This window comes from Pseudoalteromonas nigrifaciens (assembly GCF_002221505.1).
GTDB lineage: Bacteria > Pseudomonadota > Gammaproteobacteria > Enterobacterales > Alteromonadaceae > Pseudoalteromonas > Pseudoalteromonas nigrifaciens.
Genome location: NZ_CP011036.1, coordinates 2,609,041 through 2,629,389, shown reverse-complemented (window position 1 = coordinate 2,629,389; position 20,349 = coordinate 2,609,041). Strand labels below are relative to the sequence as shown.

Here is a 20,349-nt window from a genome sequence, read left to right as displayed (position 1 = left end):
AGGTTAGTGCAAGATGAGCGCCAGCTATTATTGCTTATTGCACTTACAGCGCTTTGAGCAGTAAATAACATTGTCCCAGTCGCGTTGCCATTTTTTACGCCACGTAAAATGTTTATTGCAAATGGGGCATATTTTCTGAGGTAAGCTTTGCTTTTTATGAGCCATCGTTAGTGGTTTTATTTTTTACTTTAGTTGTAGTGCGGGTAACGCCAACGTGCTTTTTAAGAATACTCCCTATGGCGCGTTTAACATCTGCTCGCTCGCGGTACTGCCATAAACGTTCGCGCGCTGCTTTTGAGGCTGCGGTTAAATCAAGCATGGGCTCGGGGTAATCTTCCCCTAGCTTAAAATCGTTAAATAGCGCTTCCATAGGAGTTTGCTCCCAAGGCTGGTGTAAATATTCAATAGGGAGTTTTTCAAGTTCGGGGCACCACTTTTTAATAAACGCGCCTGTTGGATCTTGATCTTCCGACTGCTTTATTGGGTTGTAATGCCTAATGGTATTAATGCCAGTAACCGAGGCCTGCATTTGAATTTGCGGGTAGTGAATTCCGGGCTCAAAATCTAAAAAGTAATTAGCGAGTGGAAAGCTTGCTTGCTGCCAACTTATATTTAAATGATGGGTTACAAAGCTTACAAGCATGGCGCGCATTCTAAAGTTTATATAACCGGTGGCTTTTAAGCAGCGCATGCAAGCGTCAATAATGGGAATACCTGTTTGACCTTGCGCCCAGCGTCCAATATCGTTTTTAACATGTTCATCATCGCGATACGGAAATACGTGATAACCCGGATTAAGTGCTAAAAACTCCATAGAGCATTCGCTTTCAAACTTTTGCATAAAGTGGCAGTGCCAATGCAAGCGCGATACAAACGCAGCAAGTGGGCGCTTCCAGCCTCTTTTATCAGGGTGCTTTGAGTGATATTCATCAATTGCCATTTGATACACTTGCCTAAGGCTAATGTTCCCCCACGCTAAATAAGGCGAAAGCCGAGAGCAATGGGTTTGGCTTAAACTTGGGCTCGATATTCCTTTTTGATAACCTTTACCGCGCTCGGCAAAAAAGCTCTGCATTACTTGGCGTGCATGCAACGGGCCGCCTTGTTGAAAGCTGTCGTGATCTTGAGTGTAAGCGCTTGGCAGCTCAGGCGCTTGGTAGTTATTGAGGGTAATTGTTTTTATACTCTTCCAATTAGGAACAGCAATAGGTGCTTGCATTGTTTGCTGCCAGCGTTCATTCCAATTATTACGATTTTTTTTGCCGCGAATAACCGCGCCTGTTTGCGACTCTAGCCAGTTAATGTGATTATGCTGGCACCAGGCTTTTATTGCCTTATCGCGCCCAAAGGTGTTGTTTAAGCCTATTTCTTGATGACTAAAAATATTTATTATTTCAAACTGCGCCTTTAACGATTCAAGTAAATCGTTCATATTTAAATTAAATATATAAACACAGGCATTAAAACGAGCAAGCTGATTGTTTAACTCAACTATAGATTGATATACAAAACGCCAATGTCGCTCATTGTAATGCGCATCTTCAAGCAGTAATGGCTCAAAGTTATAAAGTAATAGGGTAGGTAAGCCATTACTAAATGCATTTTTTAATGGTTGATGATCGCTAAGACGTAAATCACGTTTAAACCACACGATGTTTATTTTTTCTTTCATACTGGCAATATTAAAACCGTGGCATTATAAATAATAGGACAAAACCAATACGTATTAAATGTAAAAGAAGACTAGTGTAAAAACGATTTTGATATAGGCAACTCATGTTAAGGTGATACTAAAATGAGTCGCCAATAAAAGAAGTATTATAAATAGGGAGAATTACCGTGATACTTAAGCAATTTTGGCACTTGCAGTCATGTGAGAGTACACCTATTAAAGCTTCACCAATTGCAACTACTTCCATTATCTTTTCCTAAAACTTGCGAGGGTATCGCTTTGTATGACGATACCCTCAGTTAGGGTAAAATTAAAAACGCTTACCAATAGTAAAGCTAAAGACACGAGATATGACAACGCGCGCATTAAATATAATTGATTGATCTGCTACCGTTTAACCTGAGTGAAACTTCCCTCTGATAAGTTTCCTGAGTTATTTAGGTTTTTAACATCGACACGAAGATTTAAGGGTACTCGCCGAGATATCATGGTATGTAGGTAGGGCATCAAAGGCTCCAAACGTTGCTACTGTTTTGGCTCCGCATTTAGTAGCAAAGTCGATAGCCTTTGAAACGTTAGTAAAGTTATTTGCCCAGTCAGTAAATTCTGTTTTATTACTCACTAGCGAAGATATTTGATATAAAAAACCACCTACAAACGCATCGCCTGCAGCTGTGGTATCCACAACATATGCCTTAGGGCAAGGATAAGTACCACTAAATGAGCTAGATGAAAAAGTAATAGGCTCGCCACCATCGGTCATTAAAACTAAAGCTACGCCACTATCTACCCAACTTCTAATAGTGGTATCAATATGCTCTATTCCATAAAGCGAGATCAGCTCATCTTTACTCGCTTTAATAACATCAACTGTTTTAGCAACATCCTCAATAACAGATTTAGCTGTGAGTGGTTCATCCCAGAAGGCTGAACGAAAGTTAATGTCAAAGCATGTAACCGAGCCTGATTCTTTAAAGTGTTTTAGCGCATGTAAGGTTGTATTTAATACTAAAGGTTTTGCAAAAGAGCCTGAACAAAAACTCACAATTTTAGGTGTTGAAAATAAAGAGGGCTCTAAATCGGTTATTTGTAAATCGTAATGTGCAGCATCTTTATCGTAAAATTCAAATGTACGTTCACCGTTTTCATCCAACGATACGAACGCGAGTGCCGTCTTCCCTTTTTTTGAAAAGCCAACATAAGATGTGTTTACATTATACATTTTGAGTGCATTTATTAAAAAGCGACCAAATTTATCATTGCCTACTTTACCAAGCAAATAACTTGAACCACCAAGCTTTGCTACGGCTACAGCAACATTAGCGGGTGCGCCTCCGGCAAACTGTGTGAAGTCTAGTTCGCTATTTGATGCCTTATTGTGCATGCAGTCATGTGAGAGTATATCTATTAAAGCTTCACCAATTGCAACTACTTCCATTATATTTTCCTAAAAATTGCGAGGGTATCGCTTTGCATGACGATACCCTAGATTAGAGTAAAATTAAAAACGCTTACCAATAGTAAGGCTAAAGGTACGAGGTAAGACAACGCGCGCATTAAATGTAGTTGCTTGACCTGCTACCGTTTCACCTGCGCGAGGATCCCCCTCTGATAAGCCTTCTGAGTTATTTAGGTTTTTAACATCGGCACGAAGGTAATAACCGTCTTCGTTTTCAAGGGATAAACCAAGGTTTAACATGCCATACATAGGCAGTTCTGCTGTGTTGGCGTCGTCGGCATAACGTTTACCGCTCCAAGAGTAGCTACCATGAATAGCTGCCATACCCCACGAAAAATCTTCAAACTGATAGCTACTAGTTAATTGGCCAAAGTGCTTAGGCACACGTACAGGTAAGTTGCCGTTTATATCAATAGAGGCAGAGCTTCCATTAGCATCCAAGTATTGCGCCGCTGGTGTGTTTACAAATTCGGGTGATTGGTACGTTGCAGATACACCAATGCGCCAGTCTTGGGTGATTTGCAGGTTAAATTCGGCTTCTACACCTAAGGTTTCTGTGTTTCTAAAGGCTTGACGTTGCACTACTTGACCATTTTCAACAGTAGGTACATTAAAGAATAAATCATCCGCAGCGGCGAAGTAACCGGTTACAAATGCTGCGACATCACCTTCGTTATATTTAATGCCCACCTCGGCCATTACCGTTGAAGCTGGTTGTGTTTCGCGTCTCTCAGAGTTATTAAATTGATTAATTTCCTCTTGACTAGTTAGGTTGGTAATCGCCATGTATTTATCTACATCAGGCATACGAAAACCATCTGCATATCGAGTGAATACCGCTAAGTCGTCGTTAAATTTGTAGTTAGCCGCAACTGTCCATGCCATTTCGCTGTATTCAACATCAAAGTTTCGGTAAGTCCCATCACCAAAGGGCAGGGCAATATTCCCATTGACGGTATCAGTATCGCTAGCAAAACTGTCAATTGTGTAATTAGCTTGGTTTTGCGCTTCACCATCTGCTTTGAGGTTTTCGTATCTTAAGCCCAGATTAAACGACACATCTTCAAGCTCGTATTCAAAGTCAGCAAATGGCGCAAGGGTATTTTCACTATAAACAATATCGGCAAAACCATGTGATCCAGCCTGAATACCTTTGTAAGTACCGCTGGCAATGTCATCACCTTGTGCATCTGTAAATACAACATCTAAGCGCTGTGGCTGGGGCTCTACTGATTGCAGTGTATTAATTCGATAGTCGGTAACATGGCCATTAATATTAGAGAAGAATAAGCCAAAATTAGCGTAAAGAGTCCCTTCGCCTACATCATCAAAGGTGTAGTTGAATCTGGTTTCGTTTTGAAAGTTATCGCCTTCAAAACGTCTATGCCAAAAGCCAGCGTTTATTCCGTATCCATTGGTGTTGTAGGTATTTACGTTGCTTGAATCAGCCAATACAAAACCGTTTCCTGCATCGCGTATATCGTAATTTAGGTTACCATCAACCATGGCATCTGCAAGTGCATCAGTATTTGCAGCATATATAGCTTGTGCTTTGCTAGCTAACGATTCGGCGTTGCTTACGTTAATGATGCCGGTAAAGGTTGTTAGCATATCGGTATAACGCATTTGGTTTGAAAAGACTAAGTTTTCGTTGATTTCAATTTCGGTTGTATTGCCAAAGTAGGTCACATTAGCGTAGTTACCATCTGCAATATCTAAATCAATGTCGACGCTTGGGGCGTTATTAAGAGTTAATAAACGCGCACCTGCTGAATTACCGGTAGTGCCATCTCTGATATCCATCCCGCCTGGGATTGTTTTAGCATTGGTGGTTGAGCCTATTAATGGCTGAGGAATAAAAAAGAATGATCTATCATTTTGTTTATTAAACTCAAAGCGAGTAAAGCCGCTGCCATCTTTAAAAAAGTGCTTAATATTGCCATTAAGCTCACCACCTTGGTTAGCTGTATACCCCGGATCGCGTGCAGAGTCATCCTTGCGATACCAAGCGCCAACAGCATAGATTGTTTGATCATCTATTGATCCGCTAACCCAACCTTGTCCACCTAGGCGGTTGTTGCTGTTGGTTTCAAAAAACACATCACCTTGGGTATCATCGGAGCCTTCACGAGAAATAAAATTAATAAACCCAGCTGGCGCGCTACCAACAAAAATTGACGAGGCACCACCACGAATAGCTTCAACGCTGCCAACAAAATTAGACAAACGGGTAAAGCGATCATTTTGAGTAAATAAAATATCTTGATTATAAAACACGGTCATACCATCACGAAGTAGTGCTGTAAACTCTGTTTGCGTTGATAACGGAAAGCCTCGTGGGGCTACGTTGTTACCGGTTTCTCCACCGGTGTCTTCGGCATGAAAACCAGGAATACTTCGCACTAATTCAGCAACACTGTGCGGAGCCAATTGCTCTAACTTTGCTTAGTTAAAGGTAGTTATTGCATTAGTTGATTCGATTTTCTCTTTTGGCCGAGATGTTCCCGTTACAATGATGCGCTCAAACCCTAAATCACTTTTTGCTACTTGTTGCTCTTGTGACAAGACGCTAGGGGATATGGATAGACCTACAGCGACTGCAATTAGAGTCATTTTTGCTGATACTTTCATTTTTCTGTTCTCTCTTTGTTGTGTGTATACAAATTTGCGGTTTTATTAATCAAACATGTCAGTGTTATCAAATTTGTAAATAGAATGTAGAGAACTTAAAATAATAAATCAACTATTATTACTTATTATTTTTTTGTACAGCTTTTTGATTGTTTAAGTGAATTTTTTACCTCTGATAAAAAATAAATAAGCAGCCAACGTTACCGATGGCTGCTTTTTAACTTTAAAGTATATTAGTGGTGTGAAAGGCTTGCGTGATCTTGAGAAAAGTTGATAAGTAAGGGAAGGTTAGCGCAGCCTACTGATTGAGCCTTGGCGCCAATAGAGCCACTTTGTACTTCACAGCGATTAATACCGCGATGATCAGCCTGGCTCAATTTTAACTTTGTTGCCAAAACTATTTTTTCTCTGACATTGATAGGAATGGCGCCATCAATGACAATTGCCTCAAAATCAAAAATAGCTAAAGAACACAATGCCGCGTAGGCGAGGCCATCTGCAACTTGGTCTATCCACTTATCGAGTACGGGGCCTAAGTCTCCCCAATACTCTTTTGAACTCCATAGTATGTCAGTATTGTAGCCATCACCTTTGAGCATTTTTTCGAGAATATACAGTGATGATTGCATAATAAGTTGTTGGGAAGTTAGTTGGCCTTCACTATTAAGCATAGGCCTAGGTAATGAACCTATAGCGCCGGCATTACCTTTTTTACCAGTAAATAAGGTTTCGTTTATAACAACTCCACCACCAATAAAAGTACCAATAAAAATATATAAAAAATCGCTAAAACGAGCAGGATTACCAAAGCTTAATTCAGCTGAACAAGCAGCGGTATCATCATTACATACATACACGGGAAGATGTACAATTTTATTTATTTTTTCTTTAAAATCAAAAGACTTCCATTCATTCAATACTGTTTTTGGAGCGCCGGCTTCTTCTGTCCAGTTCCAAATTTCGTAAGGGGTTGCAACACCCACACCTAAGATACGTTTGGCTAGTTCGTCACTTAAGCTCATTTTGAGTACGCCGAGCCCTTTCTCTAAAAAGGTTAGCAAGCTCTGTACTGTGGGGTAAGCGCAGTTTTCGTGCAAAGTTGCGCGTATATTTCCTAATAAGTCAATCAAGGTTAAATCAAAACTGCGACGACCTACTTTTAAGCCAATTCCAAATGCACCATCTGGATTTAACGCAAATGGGATGGTTGGTTGGCCAACCTTACCACGCTGAGGGTCTTTCCGTATTAATAACGATTCGGCTTCTAAACTATTGATAATTACTGTGACGGCCTGTGCTGAAAGCCCTGTTTTTTGTGCAATTTCAGCTTTTGGAGCACTACCGTGTTGGCGAATTAATGACATAATTCGGCGTTCATTATGAGCACGCAGGCCAGATTGGCTTCGGCCTTCTTGTAAAGAGAGTCGAGGGTTTTTAGATTTGATAATTATTCCTACCTAGTTGTTATTATCTTGAATAACCTGATTAATTGTACACCGAGTGTGTGTAATTGGCGACTATATTAGCTTTATTGCCGGGTTCATTTCTTATTATTAAATTTACGACAGAGTATAAATAAGTCACAGGAGGTCAATAAGTAACTATAGTTGATTTATTGACGGAATGATATTTAACTGGTTAAATGCTTTACTTAACATTAACAACTGAGACACGGCAATGACCACACACACACACACACAAACACCTCTTGTCTCCAAGGAGATGGTGGTTCCCTTTATTTTACTTGTTCTGTGCTTTGCTGCATGGGGAGCTGCGGCAAACATGACTGATCCGCTAGTAAAAGTGTTTAGTAAAATTTTTACTATGTCGTCAGTGCAGTCTGCATTGGTACAATTTAGCTACTATGGAGCTTACTTTTGCCTAGCTATTCCGGCGGCATATATCAATAAACGCTTTTCGTATAAAACAGGTGTGTTAACCGGTTTAGGGATGGCTGCAATCGGAGCATTTTTGTTTTATCCCGCCAGCCAAGCAATGACTTATGGTTTTTTTTTAGTGGCTTTGTTTGTATTAGCTGGAGGCTTATCTATTTTAGAGACATCAGCAAACCCTTATGTAATGGGAATGGGCACCAAACAAGGTGCAACTCGCAGGTTGAATTTGGCGCAATCATTTAACCCTGTCGGTACTAACATTGGTGTTTTTTTAGCCGCCACCCTTATTTTACCAAAGCTCAATACCGCAACCTCTGGTGAGCGCACAAATATGAATAGTGAGCAATTAACTAGCATTATAAGCGCAGAACTTGATGCAGTTATGGTGCCTTATGTTGGTATGGCTTGTGTGTTGGTTTTTATTTGGTTGGCAATTGCGTTTACTAAAACACCTAATTTTTGTAAGCAAAAAAAAGTCTCTAAGCATGTAGAATTTAGTGCAACGTTTAAGCGCTTGTTTAAAAATACCCATTACCGCTTTGGTGTTATCGCCCAGTTTTTTAATGTTGCGGCGCAAACTTGTGTATGGACATTTACCATCCAGTACGTAATGGAGGCACTCGATACAAATGAAGTTACTGGGGGAAGTATTTTACAATACAGTATGATCACCTTTTTAGTTTCTCGATTTGTAATGACCTGGCTTATGGGATTTATTCGTCCTGCCAAACTGTTAATGGCAACCTCTATTATTGCAATGCTGCTGTGTTTTTATATGGTGAAAATGCCAAATATAAGTGGCGTATGGGCGCTGGTAAGTATATCGGCTTGCTTGTCGTTAATGTTTCCAACTATTTACGCGATTTCACTACATGGGTTAGGCGATGATGCAAAACTAGGTGCTGCTGGTTTAGTAATGGCTATTTTAGGTGGAGCGATAGTTCCTGTATTCCAAGCTGTGTTTATTGATACATACAGTGTCGCGTTTTCTTATGTTGTGCCTGCGGGGTGTTTTATTATTGTTGCAGCTTATGCTGCATTTGATTTAAAAACAAAAGTCAGAGTATTCAATAATGTAGCGCCTTGCTAAATGGATTGAAAACCGAGCCTGAAGGCTCGGTTTTACTTTTTAACTTTTCTCATTTGTAAATCTTCTTTAACCCCAACCTTCATCGGATTAAGATATTAGGCATGTTGATATTCTTATTTAGTTGAAAAAATATGTTTTTAGATCTCACCGAAAATACCAACCAAAATGTTTACTCTTACTTAGTAGGCGGTATCAGCCCAAGGCCTATCGCATGGATAAGTACATTAAATAGCGAAGGTAGTGCAAATATTGCGCCTTATTCATTTTTTACTGTGGCTAGTTGCAAGCCAGCTGTTTTAAGTGTTACGCAAGTAAACCCTAGTGATAAAACGAATAAAGATACGCTTAGTAATCTAATGGCAACTAAAGAATGTGTGGTTAATATAGTTAGCCAAGAGCTAGTTGAAAAAATGAACCAAAGTTGTGCAAATTATCCTAGTGATATAAGCGAGTTTGATGCAGCTAACATTGCCCAAGCTCCAAGTAAGTTAGTTAACGCGCCAAGCGTTGCCGATTCAAAAGTACGGTTTGAATGTAAGTTACGCGAGGTTATTAGCATTTCCAATGAGCCTGGCGGCGGAAAAATGATGTTATTGGATGTAGTGGGTATTTGTATAAACGATAGCGTGATGAGTAATGGCTATATTGACCCTGAATTATTAAATGCAGTGGGCAAAATGGGCGGCGATTACTTTAGTACAACCAAAGATAAATTTGTGCTCAAAAGGCCACAATTGTAATTTTAATGTAGATTCTTCCTTAGTTTGTGCACATTGTTTGCACTTTTACTTGTTAACTTTGTTTTATTAAACGTTAATGTAAAGGTTCAAACATTGAAAACGCACTCTAAAACAAAAACCTCGAATGTAGCTAAGTTATTCGCATTAAGTGCACTTTGCATCGCTTTAAGCGCATGTAATAGCGATTCAACAAGTGCAACTATTGAAGGCGAAATAGTCAGTAATGCAGCTCCAACAGTTAATGCGGGTATTGATCAAATAGTTAATGCGGGTGATACCGTTTATTTAAACGCTACGGTTGAAGATGATGGTGAAGTATCGGTTAGCTGGTCGCAAACATCGGGCACAACCGTTAGTTTATCTTTAAGTACTGCAACGTCAACAGAGTTTGTAGCACCTGAGGTATTAACCGACGAAGCACTGATATTTGAACTCAGTGCAGATGATGGCACTAATGATGTTGTTATAGATAGTGTAACAATTACTGTGCGTGCATCATCAGATTATACTAGCAATACCAGTGCAAAGCTTGCTAGTTGGCTAATTAACAAGGATACAACTTCTACTTATATACAAAATAATGGTGCAGTGGTTGAAGATGTGCAATCAGTTGAAGTTGTTAGCGTTGCACAAGATGATGCTGACGTTGAATACATGTACGTGCAAACCACAGATATTCCAAAATATGACGTAACGCTTACACAAGAGCAAGTAGACGCGCTAAATAACCGCCCACGTGCAGCCACCGATTTTTATAACGGTGTAACCTCAGCAGCAGTAGGGCAAACAATCTCTTTTGGTGAAGACATAGGTTATAACAGCAGCACTGAAAATTGTAATGATACAGGCGGTGCAGGCTATTGGCCTCCAGGACCTGGTTGTCCGACTGTACAAGCTGTAGAAGCGTACTTTCCAATAACACCCACCGATTTACCTGACACCGAAACCTGTGAAACTGGCCTAGGTACAGTTGGTTTAATGGTTAATGGCACCAGCATATTTAATTGGGGCGATGGTATGAGCTACGGTAATAATGTTTGGTATACGTTAGCGCCAATTGCCGAACAATACGATGTGGATGTATGTGGCGGACACGCTGCTAACGGAGAATATCATCATCATTTTTACACGAGCTGCTTAGCTGATTTACTTGAAGATGATGGCGATGCGCATTCACCAATTTATGGTTTTGCAGCTGATGGCTACCCACTTTATGGCCCTTATGAAAGTAACGGGCAACTTGCATTAAGCGGTTGGGAAATGCGCGATTATGGTGCATCAACAAGCGAGGGCGGTTGTGGTACGCAAGGTGAGCGAAGCTGTACTTTAGTCAATCAATACGATATTAGCCAAGGTACACAAATAAGCGATACAGGCCCAGCTATTGGCGCAGAAGTAACAACACTTTCAGGTAATACATTAAATGCCGACGACGGTTATTATTTTGAAGATTATTACTACGCCCAAAAAACAGTAGCAGGTGCACAACTTGATGAGCATAACGGCCACGATACCAACGATGGTAAAGGTTATCACTACCACATAACACTTTCGTTAGACAGCGATGGTAAATTACAGCCTTCGTTCCCTTATCAAATTGGGCCACGTTTTAAAGGTCAATTAGCTGATAATTCAATTGGTCGCTGTGATACGGGCGAAACAATGGGTCCACCACCAAGAAGGTAAGGAGTAACTATGCGTTATTTTAAATACGCATTGATCCTAACTACTGCTGTGCTATTGAGCTTTAAGCTCTTTGCGCAGCAGGAAATGATGGATCATAGCCATATGCCTATTGCAGTACCAAACGCTGCACCCACACCGGCACTGAGCCTTAAGTTATTAAAAGATAGTATGTCGGGTTATAACTTAATTCTAGATACACAGCGTTATGATTTATCAGTGCCTCCTGAGGGCGCCATGAACATGCAACAAATGATGAGCGCGACAACAAACGAAAATACCGGTTTTTTACAAGGCCACGCTCATTTATATATTAATGGCGTTAAAATACAGCGAATTTACGGACATGCATTGCATTTACCTGCTAACTTATTTAAAAGTGGTATAAATACCGTATCGGTTACTTTAAATAATCATGGTCACATGTATTGGACCGCTCAGGGCAAAAAAATAGTTGCTACGTTGTATGTTAATGATCAAACCAAAGAGTTTATAACATACCGATTTGAAAGCTTTCCTAGCAAGGTTAAAAATACGCATTAATGAAAATTCATAATAAACTTTTTTTAATACTATTTAGTTTTACCTTTAGTGTTATTGCAGGGATGGTAATACTTATACAGTGGAGTATAGGGCAAGGCGTTATTGATTTTGTTAATGCAAAAGAGATAAAAGCATTAGAACCACTTACGCTACAACTTGCAAAGCAGTATCAAAAAACGCCCTCGTGGGAGTTAGTTATTGGCGGCGACAAAAACTTTAGAATGCTTATAGAATCGCAACTAGAAAACAGCCAGTTTTTATCTAAGTTACCAAAAAGCCCTGATCCAAGAGGGCGAATGATGCGCCGGCCACCACCATCCGAGCATATTGTTTTAGGCGCGCGCCGACCACCTCCTGAAAATATTGCTCATTATGCTTTGCTTGACGAAAATAAACAGCGAATAGTGGGCAGGTATTTAAGTAATTTAAACTATATGACTACAGCCATTACAGTGAATAATAAAGCGGTTGGTTATTTAGCTGTATCCAAAAGAGATAGCTTAGTTGATGGCTACGAACTTGATTTTTTACAGCAGCAAACAAACTACTTATGGTTTATTGCTTTAGCGGCGGTACTGCTTACATTACTGGTTACCTTTTTATTATCTCGGCATTTAGTTAGCCCAGTAAAACAAATAGCTAACGGTATGCACCGCTTAACGCAAGGCAATTACGAGACTAAGCTGACCCTAGATCGAAAAGACGAACTAGGGCAGTTAAGCGAGGATTTTAATACGCTTGCATTTACGCTCGCCAAAGACGAGCAAGTACGTAAACGCTGGCTTGCCAATATTTCTCATGAGCTTAGAACGCCAATGAGCATTTTGCTTGGTGAGCTTGAAGCTATGCTACTTGGCATACGCGAGCCAAATGCAAAAAATATAAACTCGGCCAACGACGAAGCCCTGCATTTAAAGCGCTTAATAGACGATTTGCATATGCTCAATAGCGCAGAGTTAGGGGGCATGCATTACACTATGCAAGCTACTGATATGGCATTGTTATTAAATACTATTGAGCAAAAATATCAGGTTATACTTGAGCAACATAATATAAAGCTTTACCTATTAAATGCTGCAAAAAATATAACCGTTCAAGCAGATAAAACACGCCTTTTACAGTTATTCGATAATATTTTAATGAACGCAGTGCATTACGCACAATGCTCTACTATTTCATTAACGGCGAGTAATATAAGTATTAAAGGGCAAATGTATTTACAGCTTATTATTGAAGATAATGGCGTGGGGGTTGAGCCGTCGCATTTATCGCACTTATTTGAGTATTTATACCGAGTAGATAGTTCGCGAAATCGCCAAGAGGGCGGTTCGGGTTTGGGGTTATCTATTTGTCAGCACATAGTTAAAGGTCATAAAGGCGAGATTAAAGCTGAAAAATCTAGTTTAGGCGGTCTTGCTATCATTATTAAATTACCCTTATTTAAAGCTTAGAGGACACTATGCAAGAGCAAATACTGATTGTAGAAGATGAGGTTAAGCTGGCTAACTTAATAAGCGATTTTTTAACAAGCCATCATTACATAACGCATCAAATACATCATGGTAATGAAGTACTACCTTGGCTTGAAATTAACAAGCCTAGTGTGATTTTGCTCGACATAATGCTACCTGGTCAAAGCGGAATTGAATTGTGTAAAGCAATTAGGCAGTTCTCTAATGTGCCTATCATTATGGTGTCGGCAAAGGTAGAGGAGATTGACCGATTACTTGGGCTTGAATTAGGAGCCGATGACTATATTTGTAAGCCTTTTAGTTATGCAGAGCTGGTGGCGCGTGTTAAAGCTATTTTAAGGCGCTTGAATAACGTTGAGCCAAAAACCAATGTTATGCAACTTGATGAAAGCACCTACAGTGTAAAATACAAAGCAGCAAGTATTGAGCTTACCAATGTTGAGTTTCAGTTATTTAAGCCTTTGTTTAACAACCCTAACCGTATTTATTCGCGCGATAGCTTAATGGATACTATGTACGCCGATCAACGTATTGTGAGCCAGCGTACTATTGATAGTCATATAAAAAAATTGCGTAAAAAGCTGGATGAATTAACCAAAACCGACAGCGTTATTCAATCGGTTTATGGTGTTGGTTATCGCTTTGTAAATCCACAGCAGTGTAATTAACAACAAAATGTTTGATTAATTAGCATAATACGATGCGTTAACGTAAGTAATTAATAACCACTTTAGCTTTTTACTCGCATTAGCATTTTGCTATCATTTTAAATTTATGCATTAGCGATATACATTATTTTGACTTCCTCATTATTTGCACATTATTTGCATTTTTACAGCGTAATCTTTTGTTATTAATTAAACAAAAGGTTACGAGCATGAAACACTTATCATCACTTACAATTATTACACTATTGTCGGTTGCTTTTTCAGTAAATGTTGCAGCAAGAGGCAGCGATAGCAAACCACCTAAACCTGATTTTTCAAGCATGGATACCAATGGCGATGGCGTAATTAGCTATGCAGAGTTTAGCGCTAAAAAACCACCACACGGCGAAGACGCACAAACAATTTTTGACGAAATAGATTCAGATGGTAATGGCGAAATTAGTGAGCAAGAAGTAAATGATCATAAACCACCTCGTCGTAAGCGTTGAAAGGATACTGTAATGATTAATAATATTAGCAGTAATTCTGCAAGCCTGGTGCTGCAACAAAGTAGCCAAACCGCAAAGTTAACAACAGCACAAAGTGACTTTGTAAAACAAACACTCGCTGAATTCGATGCCGAAAATTTAACGGCAGAAAACGCGCTAAGTATTCAAGCTGCACTTAAAGAGCAAGGTATAGCGCCAACAAAAGAGTTGGCTGAGCTAATGGGCGAGTTGGAGTTTGACGCTAAAAGCATAGGTGATGATGCTCGACCTGAAGGTCAGCGCCCGCCACCACCGCCTAAAAATTCAATTGAGCAAGTAAATACTAAAGATGTAGTTAGTTATTTAGATGAGTTGTTAGCGCAGTATTCAAGCCAGTTAAATGACGAAGATAAAAGTTCTATTTTATCGGCGGTTCAAGAAAAGTTTGCTTTATCACAAGGTGATTCGATACTGAGTGTTAAAGCGTAATTATAAATAAGGCAACACCTAAACTAAAAAATCAGCTATTACAGCTGATTTTTTAGTTTATCAATAACAGCAAGGTTAAAAGTCACTACTACTGTGGCGCTCTGCTAGTTGCTCTTCTTCAGGTCCCCATGTGCGGTTAACGCGACGACCACGTTTTACGCCAGGGCGCTTTGAAACCTGTTTAGCCCAACGTACAACGTGAGTGTATGAGGCAACATCTAAAAATTCAGCTGCATCATAAATGTCGCCAAGCACTAAAGAGCCATACCAAGGCCAAATTGCGATATCGGCAATTGAGTACTCATCTCCTGCCATGTATTCGTTTGCACTTAAATGGCGGTTTAGCACGTCAAGCTGGCGCTTGGTTTCCATGGTGAAACGATCAATAGGATATTGCATTTTAGTGGGTGCATAACTATAAAAGTGGCCAAAGCCACCACCTAAGTACGGCGCTGAGCCCATTTGCCAAAATAGCCAGTTACGACATTCAGTTTTAGCTTTTAAATCTTTAGGTATAAGCACATCAAACTTTTCTGCTAGGTATTGCAGTATAGAGCCCGATTCAAAAATACGCGTTGGCGGCGTGGTTGAATGATCCATTAACGCTGGAATTTTTGAATTTGGATTAATATCAACAAAGTCAGAACCAAACTGATCACCATCACCTATGCTGATTAAATATGCGTCGTATTCTGCATCGGTTAAGCCCAGCTCTAACAGCTCTTCAAACATAATAGCGGCTTTTTGACCATTTGGTGTAGCAAGCGAATAAAGCTGAAATGCGTGCTCGCCAATAGGTAAGGTTTTGTCATGAGTTGCGCCGGCAATGGGGCGATTAATACTGGCAAATTTACCGCCACTCTCACTGTCCTATGTCCAAACTTTGGGTGGGGTGTATTGATTTTGATCACTCATAAAAATAACCTCTGTTTAAATGAAATACATATAAAAAATATATGTATTAATAAATGTGGCCATTAAAATAAATTAAAGGCGAGTTTTTCGACTTTTAAGTTTGTCGGATTTTGCTAATTTATAGCCTAAAAACAATCCGCTCAATGCTCCAAATAAGTGGCTTTCAAACGAAATATGCAAGCGCTGTGGTAGTACACCCCAAACAAATCCGCTGTAAAGTAGGGCAACGACAACAGCAATAACAATGGATTTAAATGAACGTCTAATTACGCCATAGCAAAGTATAAAACCCCACAACCCATATATAACGCCACTTAAACCAACATGAATATTACTACGACCAAGTGCCCATACTAAAAAACCACCTACTAATGCGGTAAAAATAAATACGTTATAAAAACGCTTAACGCTGTATTGGCAAATCAACCAACTTAAAACCATAAAAGGCAGCATGTTACTGGCAAAGTGCCACCAACTGCCATGTAAAAATGGCGCGCTCAGTATGCCAATTAAGCCATTAATGCTGCGCGGATAAATGCCAAAACCATTAAGATTAATGCCAGGTAAGCTATTAATTAGCTGTAAAACAAAGCAAATTGTAACAATACTAAAAATAGCGAAGCGTTTGCTTGTTAGTAATGACCGTGTGGTTGCCATATAATAGTCCTAGTTGAGCTTAATAGTTGCCAGTATAGGAATTGTATTTGCTAATGCAAAGCAATTAAAAAAGCACAGCATTAAATGCTGTGCTTTTTACTTATAAATCGTTATTAACCTAGTTTGGTTAGTAGCTTTTTAGCAGCAAGTTCTGAGCTTGCTGGGTTTTGACCGGTAATTACTAGGCCATCTTCGAGTACAAGTACACCCCAGTCATCCGTTTTTTGATAGTCGCCGCCTTTTTTAATCAGTTCGTCTTCTACTAAAAACGGCACTATGTCGGTAAGTTGTACTGCCGCTTCTTCACTGTTAGTAAAACCAGTTACTTTTTTACCAGCAACAAGTGCATTACCATCGGCATCTTTAGTATTCAAAAATACGGCACTGGCATGACAAACAGCCGCTACTGGCTTTTGCTCTTTAATAAAGCTTTCAATAAGTGCAATAGAGTCGGTGTTTTCTACTAAGTCCCATAGTGGGCCGTGGCCGCCTGGGTAAAATACCGCGTCAAAATCTGTCGAATTTACTTCACTAAGCACTTTGGTATTGGCCATTAATGCTTGTGCGGCGCTGTCTGCGTCGTAGCGTTTAGTTGCATCAGTTTGAAAATCAGCAAGAGTACTTGTAGGGTCTATCGGGGGCTGGCCGCCATTTGGCGATGCAAGAGTGACTTCAACGCCTGCATCTCTAAATGCGTAATAAGGGGCTGCGAATTCTTCTACCCAAAAACCTGTTTTTTCACCTGTGTTGCCCAATTCTGCATGTGAGGTTAAAACCATAAGTATTTTTTTAGCCATTAGAATATTCCTTTTGATGATTTAAATTAGTTAATTTTGCTACCAACTACTATATGCACTAATAATGCTTTAAACAACGATGATAAATTTAATTTTATTGATTCAATAATTGATACAATAATGCAGTGGATTTAGGAGATGTTATGAAAGTGTCGTTTGAGCAGTTAAAAAGTATGGTGGTGTTTGCACAAATTGTAGAGCAGGGTAGTTTAACCGCTGCGGCTAAGCATTTAGGTTTAACGCGTGCGGTGGCAAGTTACCATTTAAAAAAATTAGAAACCCAACTTGAAATTACCCTACTAAATCGCTCAACACGCACTATGGCATTAACAGAGGCGGGAGTGGCGTATTACGAGCGCTGCAGAATAATTACTGAGCAAGCCAATGCAGCAAATCAACAAATAGAAAATATAAAAAGTGAGCCTCAGGGGCTGCTCAAAATTAGTTGTCCGGTAAATGTAGGGATGCAATTAATAGTGCCTGCTATTAATAGCTTTAAACGCCAATACCCCAAAATTAACATAGACCTACAACTTAGCGATGATGTAGTTGATATTATAAAGCATGGGTTTGATTTTGCCATTCGTGGGGTGGCGCTAAGTGACTCTAACTTACAAGCAACTAAACTCACAACAATGAGTACCTGTATTTGTGGCTCGCCAGATTACTTTGCTCATTTTGGCAAACCTAAAAACCCTGTTGAGTTAGCTCAGCATCAATGGGTGGTGTATCAATTGGGCAGTAAAACGTTAACTCTTTCAAAAGAAGGTAAAAAACACGACATTACAATGCAAGGCGGTTTAAGTACCAATAACGCTGCTGCCCGTACTGCTTTTGTTGAAGCCGGGCATGGCATAGGCCGTATACCGCTGTACGATGCGTGGCCTAAAGTGCAAGCAGGGTTGCTAGAAATTATATTAGACGATTACAAAAGCAAAGATATTGAGCTTTATGGGGTGTTTCCGCCAGGCGCAGCAGGCTCTAAAAAATTGCGGCTATTTATAGATTATTTAAAAGCCTACTTTGTAAAACAACATACTGCTTTAGGCATGCTAAAAAATATTTAACATGAACGCTGGTTAAAAGATTTATTATCCAGCGTTTGGATTAATTTAAACATCTAATTTATAAAGTGCGGTTAAATAATGCCACAGCTTGTTGATACATACTTATTGCAAGCGCTGCGTCGTATCGCTCACCTTCGTCGCGCATAAAGGCATGTTGTGCGTTTACTTCTTGCCATTGGTAATTTATACCCGCATTAACGCATTGCTGATAAATTTTAGTGCGGCCTTCTTGCGGCACATGTGGATCTTGTTTACCCCATACAAAGTGAATTTCGCCTTGTATATCTGCCATACGTTCAAATGAGTTATTACCTGCTTTTGCCGGTAATGTATTACTGTGAATATCGGTTGCGTATAAACAAAATGCAGCTTTAATTTCAGGGTTTAATGCGGCTCTATATGCTAAATGCCCACCAATACATACACCCATTACACCAAGCGTACCTGTGCAATAGTTTTGTTGTTTTACAAAGTCGATCATGGCTTGGGTGTCGCTATCGTGATGCTCTAAAGGTTTAGCCCATTTGTCGGCATTACCTTTGTCTTTACCTGCGTCGTCGTAAGCGAGCACAGTGCCAATAGGATTTAACTCATGAAATACTTCAGGTACTAATACTACAAAGCCATGGCTTGCTAAAATAGCGGCGCTGCGGGCAATAGGGGCGGTTTGCTGAAAAATTTCAGAGTAAAAAATAAGTGCAGGAAACAACCCTTGCGCCTGAGGGCGGTATATAGTGGTTCGCATCAACCCTGTAGGGGTAGGCAAGTCGGCGTTATGTTGTTCGATGATCATAATTGCGCTCAGTTATATAAATTTATATGGTAACTGAGCGCGATAAAATATACGACTAGTTAAAGACTAGCAGGCATTTTATTGCAACTTGCGTAGTAGCTTACGGTTGCTGGCCAGTCGGAAAATATAGCCATTACGCCAACATCTTGCGCAAGTACATCAACTACTTTCATCATGTCGCCATCGTTATTTATTACATCAGCAATTGATTGATAATAATAGCCACCACCTTGGTTAAGTGGACCTGATCGCTCAAGGCTCCATGCAATAAGCTCTAAGCCTGCAGCTTTAGCGGCAATTGCGTATTGTGATGGCACAATATTGCTTTCTTTATCTATTTTTAACATCATCCAAATAGGTGGGGCTAAAATTTTCACCCCATTAGTAACCAGTTCATCCATGCTAGGTTGCCATGTTTGTGGATTACTTGGATCGAACCCAGCATCGCTATCGCGCCCGTCAAGATAGACACTTTGATCAGCAAAATCAGGATTGTTGTTTATCCAATATTTTACGTCATCAAGATTAAATGATTGCGGGTATACTCGCGATGCCGGTATACCCATTTGCATGTATTCATCTAACATTTTTTGCGCGTATTGCTCTTGTGTCATGCTTTTAAAAGGCATGCTAACTTCTGGTGATTTAAGCTCAGGAGTCATTTTTACCCCGAGTGCTTTAAATAATGCAATACTTTGTTTATGCGTCATTAATGTGCCATTAGTTGCGTATAAGTCGGTGCGCCAATTGGGAGTGCCCTGCATATACTGCTTAGCAGTAGTAGCTTGCATGTTTGCACCATCCATTTTGCCTTTAAGCGTTAAAAACTCGCTCAAGCTAATGTCGCTAGTACAGCACTTTGCAGAGGCGGTTACTGCGTTTTTAGCGTCGGCGGGGATAAATGGTTCGCTGCATTTAGCCGCTAATTTAGGAATGGCTAAAATATTGGTTGTGGTGTGTAAATCGCATTGTGAATGGCGACATACAAGCTCATTATCGTTTGTAAATGTAACATCGCACTCTACAACACCTGCGCCCATTCTTGCAGCCGCAGTGTAGGCTTCTTTGGTATGCTCAGGGTACTGCATAGACGCACCGCGATGCCCAATTGAAAAGTCGGTGCGATAAAAAGGGCCTTCACTACACGATTCTAATTGTGCCTTTAAATCACCAGCGTCCATATCGTTAATTAAATAATAAGGACGCGTACCCAGTTGAGTATTTTGTTTCTTAATTAGTGTATTGCTACAGCCAGTAATTATAAAAATAAAACAGGCGACTAAAATTATTTTATCGAGCATTTAAAACAAC

The 20,349-nt window shown here is 39.9% G+C and carries 19 protein-coding genes and 1 pseudogene; 9 read left to right on the top strand and 11 right to left on the bottom strand.

What is annotated here, in order from left to right:
* Positions 1–27: 27 nt before the first annotated feature.
* From PNIG_RS12480 to PNIG_RS12460, 6 genes are all read right to left on the bottom strand, one after another.
* Positions 28–165 (bottom strand): DUF2256 domain-containing protein, encoded by a 138-nt coding sequence (locus tag PNIG_RS12480; RefSeq protein ID WP_089368626.1) that lies wholly within the window; start codon positions 163–165, stop codon positions 28–30.
* Positions 155–1,672, bottom strand: a complete 1,518-nt coding sequence (locus tag PNIG_RS12475; protein WP_089368625.1) for a cryptochrome/deoxyribodipyrimidine photo-lyase family protein — start codon at positions 1,670–1,672, stop codon at positions 155–157. Before PNIG_RS12475 ends, PNIG_RS12480 begins: the two co-directional genes overlap by 11 nt.
* A 445-nt stretch (positions 1,673–2,117) precedes the next feature.
* Entirely contained in the window at positions 2,118–3,110 is a 993-nt protein-coding gene (locus PNIG_RS12470) for a carbohydrate kinase family protein (protein WP_024598256.1), read from the bottom strand.
* 63 nt (positions 3,111–3,173) lie between these two features.
* Entirely contained in the window at positions 3,174–5,561 is a 2,388-nt protein-coding gene (locus PNIG_RS12465; protein ID WP_244181040.1) for a TonB-dependent receptor, read from the bottom strand.
* A gap of 15 nt (positions 5,562–5,576) precedes the next feature.
* On the bottom strand, positions 5,577–5,762 hold the full coding sequence (locus PNIG_RS20200; protein WP_241766320.1) for a hypothetical protein: 186 nt from the start codon (positions 5,760–5,762) through the stop codon (positions 5,577–5,579).
* Positions 5,763–5,995: 233 nt separating this feature from the next.
* Positions 5,996–7,153, bottom strand: coding sequence for an ROK family transcriptional regulator (locus PNIG_RS12460; RefSeq protein WP_279628565.1), 1,158 nt, complete (start codon positions 7,151–7,153; stop codon positions 5,996–5,998).
* A gap of 286 nt (positions 7,154–7,439) precedes the next feature.
* Here PNIG_RS12460 and fucP point away from each other — a divergent pair, with 286 nt between their 5' ends.
* The 8 genes from fucP (at position 7,440) to PNIG_RS12420 (ending at position 14,809) form a co-directional block, all read left to right on the top strand.
* Positions 7,440–8,747 carry an L-fucose:H+ symporter permease gene (gene fucP, locus PNIG_RS12455; protein WP_089368623.1) on the top strand — a complete coding sequence of 436 codons (1,308 nt, stop codon included), beginning with the start codon at positions 7,440–7,442 and terminating at the stop codon, positions 8,745–8,747.
* A gap of 131 nt (positions 8,748–8,878) precedes the next feature.
* Positions 8,879–9,487 carry a flavin reductase family protein gene (locus tag PNIG_RS12450; protein WP_089368622.1) on the top strand — a complete coding sequence of 203 codons (609 nt, stop codon included), beginning with the start codon at positions 8,879–8,881 and terminating at the stop codon, positions 9,485–9,487.
* Positions 9,488–9,520: 33 nt separating this feature from the next.
* Entirely contained in the window at positions 9,521–11,173 is a 1,653-nt protein-coding gene (locus PNIG_RS12445; protein WP_089368621.1) for a YHYH protein, read from the top strand.
* 9 nt (positions 11,174–11,182) lie between these two features.
* The gene (locus PNIG_RS12440; RefSeq protein WP_011328854.1) at positions 11,183–11,713 is read left to right on the top strand and encodes a hypothetical protein; all 531 of its coding nucleotides are present in this window, start codon (positions 11,183–11,185) and stop codon (positions 11,711–11,713) included.
* Positions 11,713–13,164, top strand: coding sequence for an ATP-binding protein (locus PNIG_RS12435; RefSeq protein ID WP_011328853.1), 1,452 nt, complete (start codon positions 11,713–11,715; stop codon positions 13,162–13,164). The genes PNIG_RS12440 and PNIG_RS12435 overlap by 1 nt, the downstream gene beginning before the upstream one ends.
* Before the next feature lie 8 nt (positions 13,165–13,172).
* Positions 13,173–13,853, top strand: coding sequence for a response regulator (locus tag PNIG_RS12430; protein ID WP_089368620.1), 681 nt, complete (start codon positions 13,173–13,175; stop codon positions 13,851–13,853).
* A gap of 209 nt (positions 13,854–14,062) precedes the next feature.
* Positions 14,063–14,341 carry an EF-hand domain-containing protein gene (locus PNIG_RS12425; protein WP_011328851.1) on the top strand — a complete coding sequence of 93 codons (279 nt, stop codon included), beginning with the start codon at positions 14,063–14,065 and terminating at the stop codon, positions 14,339–14,341.
* Between the two features lie 12 nt (positions 14,342–14,353).
* Positions 14,354–14,809, top strand: a complete 456-nt coding sequence (locus PNIG_RS12420; protein ID WP_011328850.1) for a hypothetical protein — start codon at positions 14,354–14,356, stop codon at positions 14,807–14,809.
* 75 nt (positions 14,810–14,884) lie between these two features.
* Here the strand turns inward: PNIG_RS12420 and yghU are convergent.
* From yghU to PNIG_RS12405, 3 genes and pseudogenes are all read right to left on the bottom strand, one after another.
* A pseudogene (gene yghU / locus PNIG_RS12415) lies at positions 14,885–15,724 on the bottom strand (glutathione-dependent disulfide-bond oxidoreductase).
* A gap of 72 nt (positions 15,725–15,796) precedes the next feature.
* Positions 15,797–16,381 (bottom strand): rhomboid family intramembrane serine protease, encoded by a 585-nt coding sequence (locus PNIG_RS12410; protein ID WP_089368619.1) that lies wholly within the window; start codon positions 16,379–16,381, stop codon positions 15,797–15,799.
* A 113-nt stretch (positions 16,382–16,494) separates the two neighbouring features.
* Positions 16,495–17,178: a type 1 glutamine amidotransferase domain-containing protein gene (locus tag PNIG_RS12405; RefSeq protein WP_086998826.1), complete on the bottom strand. Its 684-nt coding sequence runs from the start codon at positions 17,176–17,178 to the stop codon at positions 16,495–16,497.
* Positions 17,179–17,321: 143 nt separating this feature from the next.
* Here PNIG_RS12405 and PNIG_RS12400 point away from each other — a divergent pair, with 143 nt between their 5' ends.
* The gene (locus PNIG_RS12400; protein WP_011328846.1) at positions 17,322–18,245 is read left to right on the top strand and encodes a LysR family transcriptional regulator; all 924 of its coding nucleotides are present in this window, start codon (positions 17,322–17,324) and stop codon (positions 18,243–18,245) included.
* Between the two features lie 58 nt (positions 18,246–18,303).
* On the opposite strand, the gene PNIG_RS12395 is transcribed toward PNIG_RS12400, so the two are convergent.
* Positions 18,304–19,038, bottom strand: coding sequence for a dienelactone hydrolase family protein (locus PNIG_RS12395; protein WP_089368618.1), 735 nt, complete (start codon positions 19,036–19,038; stop codon positions 18,304–18,306).
* Positions 19,039–19,097: 59 nt separating this feature from the next.
* On the bottom strand, positions 19,098–20,339 hold the full coding sequence (locus tag PNIG_RS12390) for a glycerophosphodiester phosphodiesterase family protein (protein ID WP_089368617.1): 1,242 nt from the start codon (positions 20,337–20,339) through the stop codon (positions 19,098–19,100).
* Between the last annotated feature and the right edge of the window lie 10 nt (positions 20,340–20,349).

Bases quoted from the DNA above. Each gene is read 5' to 3' on its own strand.
- PNIG_RS12480 (WP_089368626.1), bottom strand. From the start codon at position 165: ATGGCTCATAAAAAGCAAAGCTTACCTCAGAAAATATGCCCCATTTGC.
- PNIG_RS12475 (WP_089368625.1), bottom strand. From the start codon at position 1,672: ATGAAAGAAAAAATAAACATCGTGTGGTTTAAACGTGATTTACGTCTT.
- PNIG_RS12470 (WP_024598256.1), bottom strand. From the start codon at position 3,110: ATGGAAGTAGTTGCAATTGGTGAAGCTTTAATAGATATACTCTCACAT.
- PNIG_RS20200 (WP_241766320.1), bottom strand. From the start codon at position 5,762: ATGAAAGTATCAGCAAAAATGACTCTAATTGCAGTCGCTGTAGGTCTA.
- fucP (WP_089368623.1), top strand. From the start codon at position 7,440: ATGACCACACACACACACACACAAACACCTCTTGTCTCCAAGGAGATG.
- PNIG_RS12450 (WP_089368622.1), top strand. From the start codon at position 8,879: ATGTTTTTAGATCTCACCGAAAATACCAACCAAAATGTTTACTCTTAC.
- PNIG_RS12440 (WP_011328854.1), top strand. From the start codon at position 11,183: ATGCGTTATTTTAAATACGCATTGATCCTAACTACTGCTGTGCTATTG.
- PNIG_RS12435 (WP_011328853.1), top strand. From the start codon at position 11,713: ATGAAAATTCATAATAAACTTTTTTTAATACTATTTAGTTTTACCTTT.
- PNIG_RS12430 (WP_089368620.1), top strand. From the start codon at position 13,173: ATGCAAGAGCAAATACTGATTGTAGAAGATGAGGTTAAGCTGGCTAAC.
- PNIG_RS12425 (WP_011328851.1), top strand. From the start codon at position 14,063: ATGAAACACTTATCATCACTTACAATTATTACACTATTGTCGGTTGCT.
- PNIG_RS12420 (WP_011328850.1), top strand. From the start codon at position 14,354: ATGATTAATAATATTAGCAGTAATTCTGCAAGCCTGGTGCTGCAACAA.
- PNIG_RS12410 (WP_089368619.1), bottom strand. From the start codon at position 16,381: ATGGCAACCACACGGTCATTACTAACAAGCAAACGCTTCGCTATTTTT.
- PNIG_RS12405 (WP_086998826.1), bottom strand. From the start codon at position 17,178: ATGGCTAAAAAAATACTTATGGTTTTAACCTCACATGCAGAATTGGGC.
- PNIG_RS12400 (WP_011328846.1), top strand. From the start codon at position 17,322: ATGAAAGTGTCGTTTGAGCAGTTAAAAAGTATGGTGGTGTTTGCACAA.
- PNIG_RS12395 (WP_089368618.1), bottom strand. From the start codon at position 19,038: ATGATCATCGAACAACATAACGCCGACTTGCCTACCCCTACAGGGTTG.
- PNIG_RS12390 (WP_089368617.1), bottom strand. From the start codon at position 20,339: ATGCTCGATAAAATAATTTTAGTCGCCTGTTTTATTTTTATAATTACT.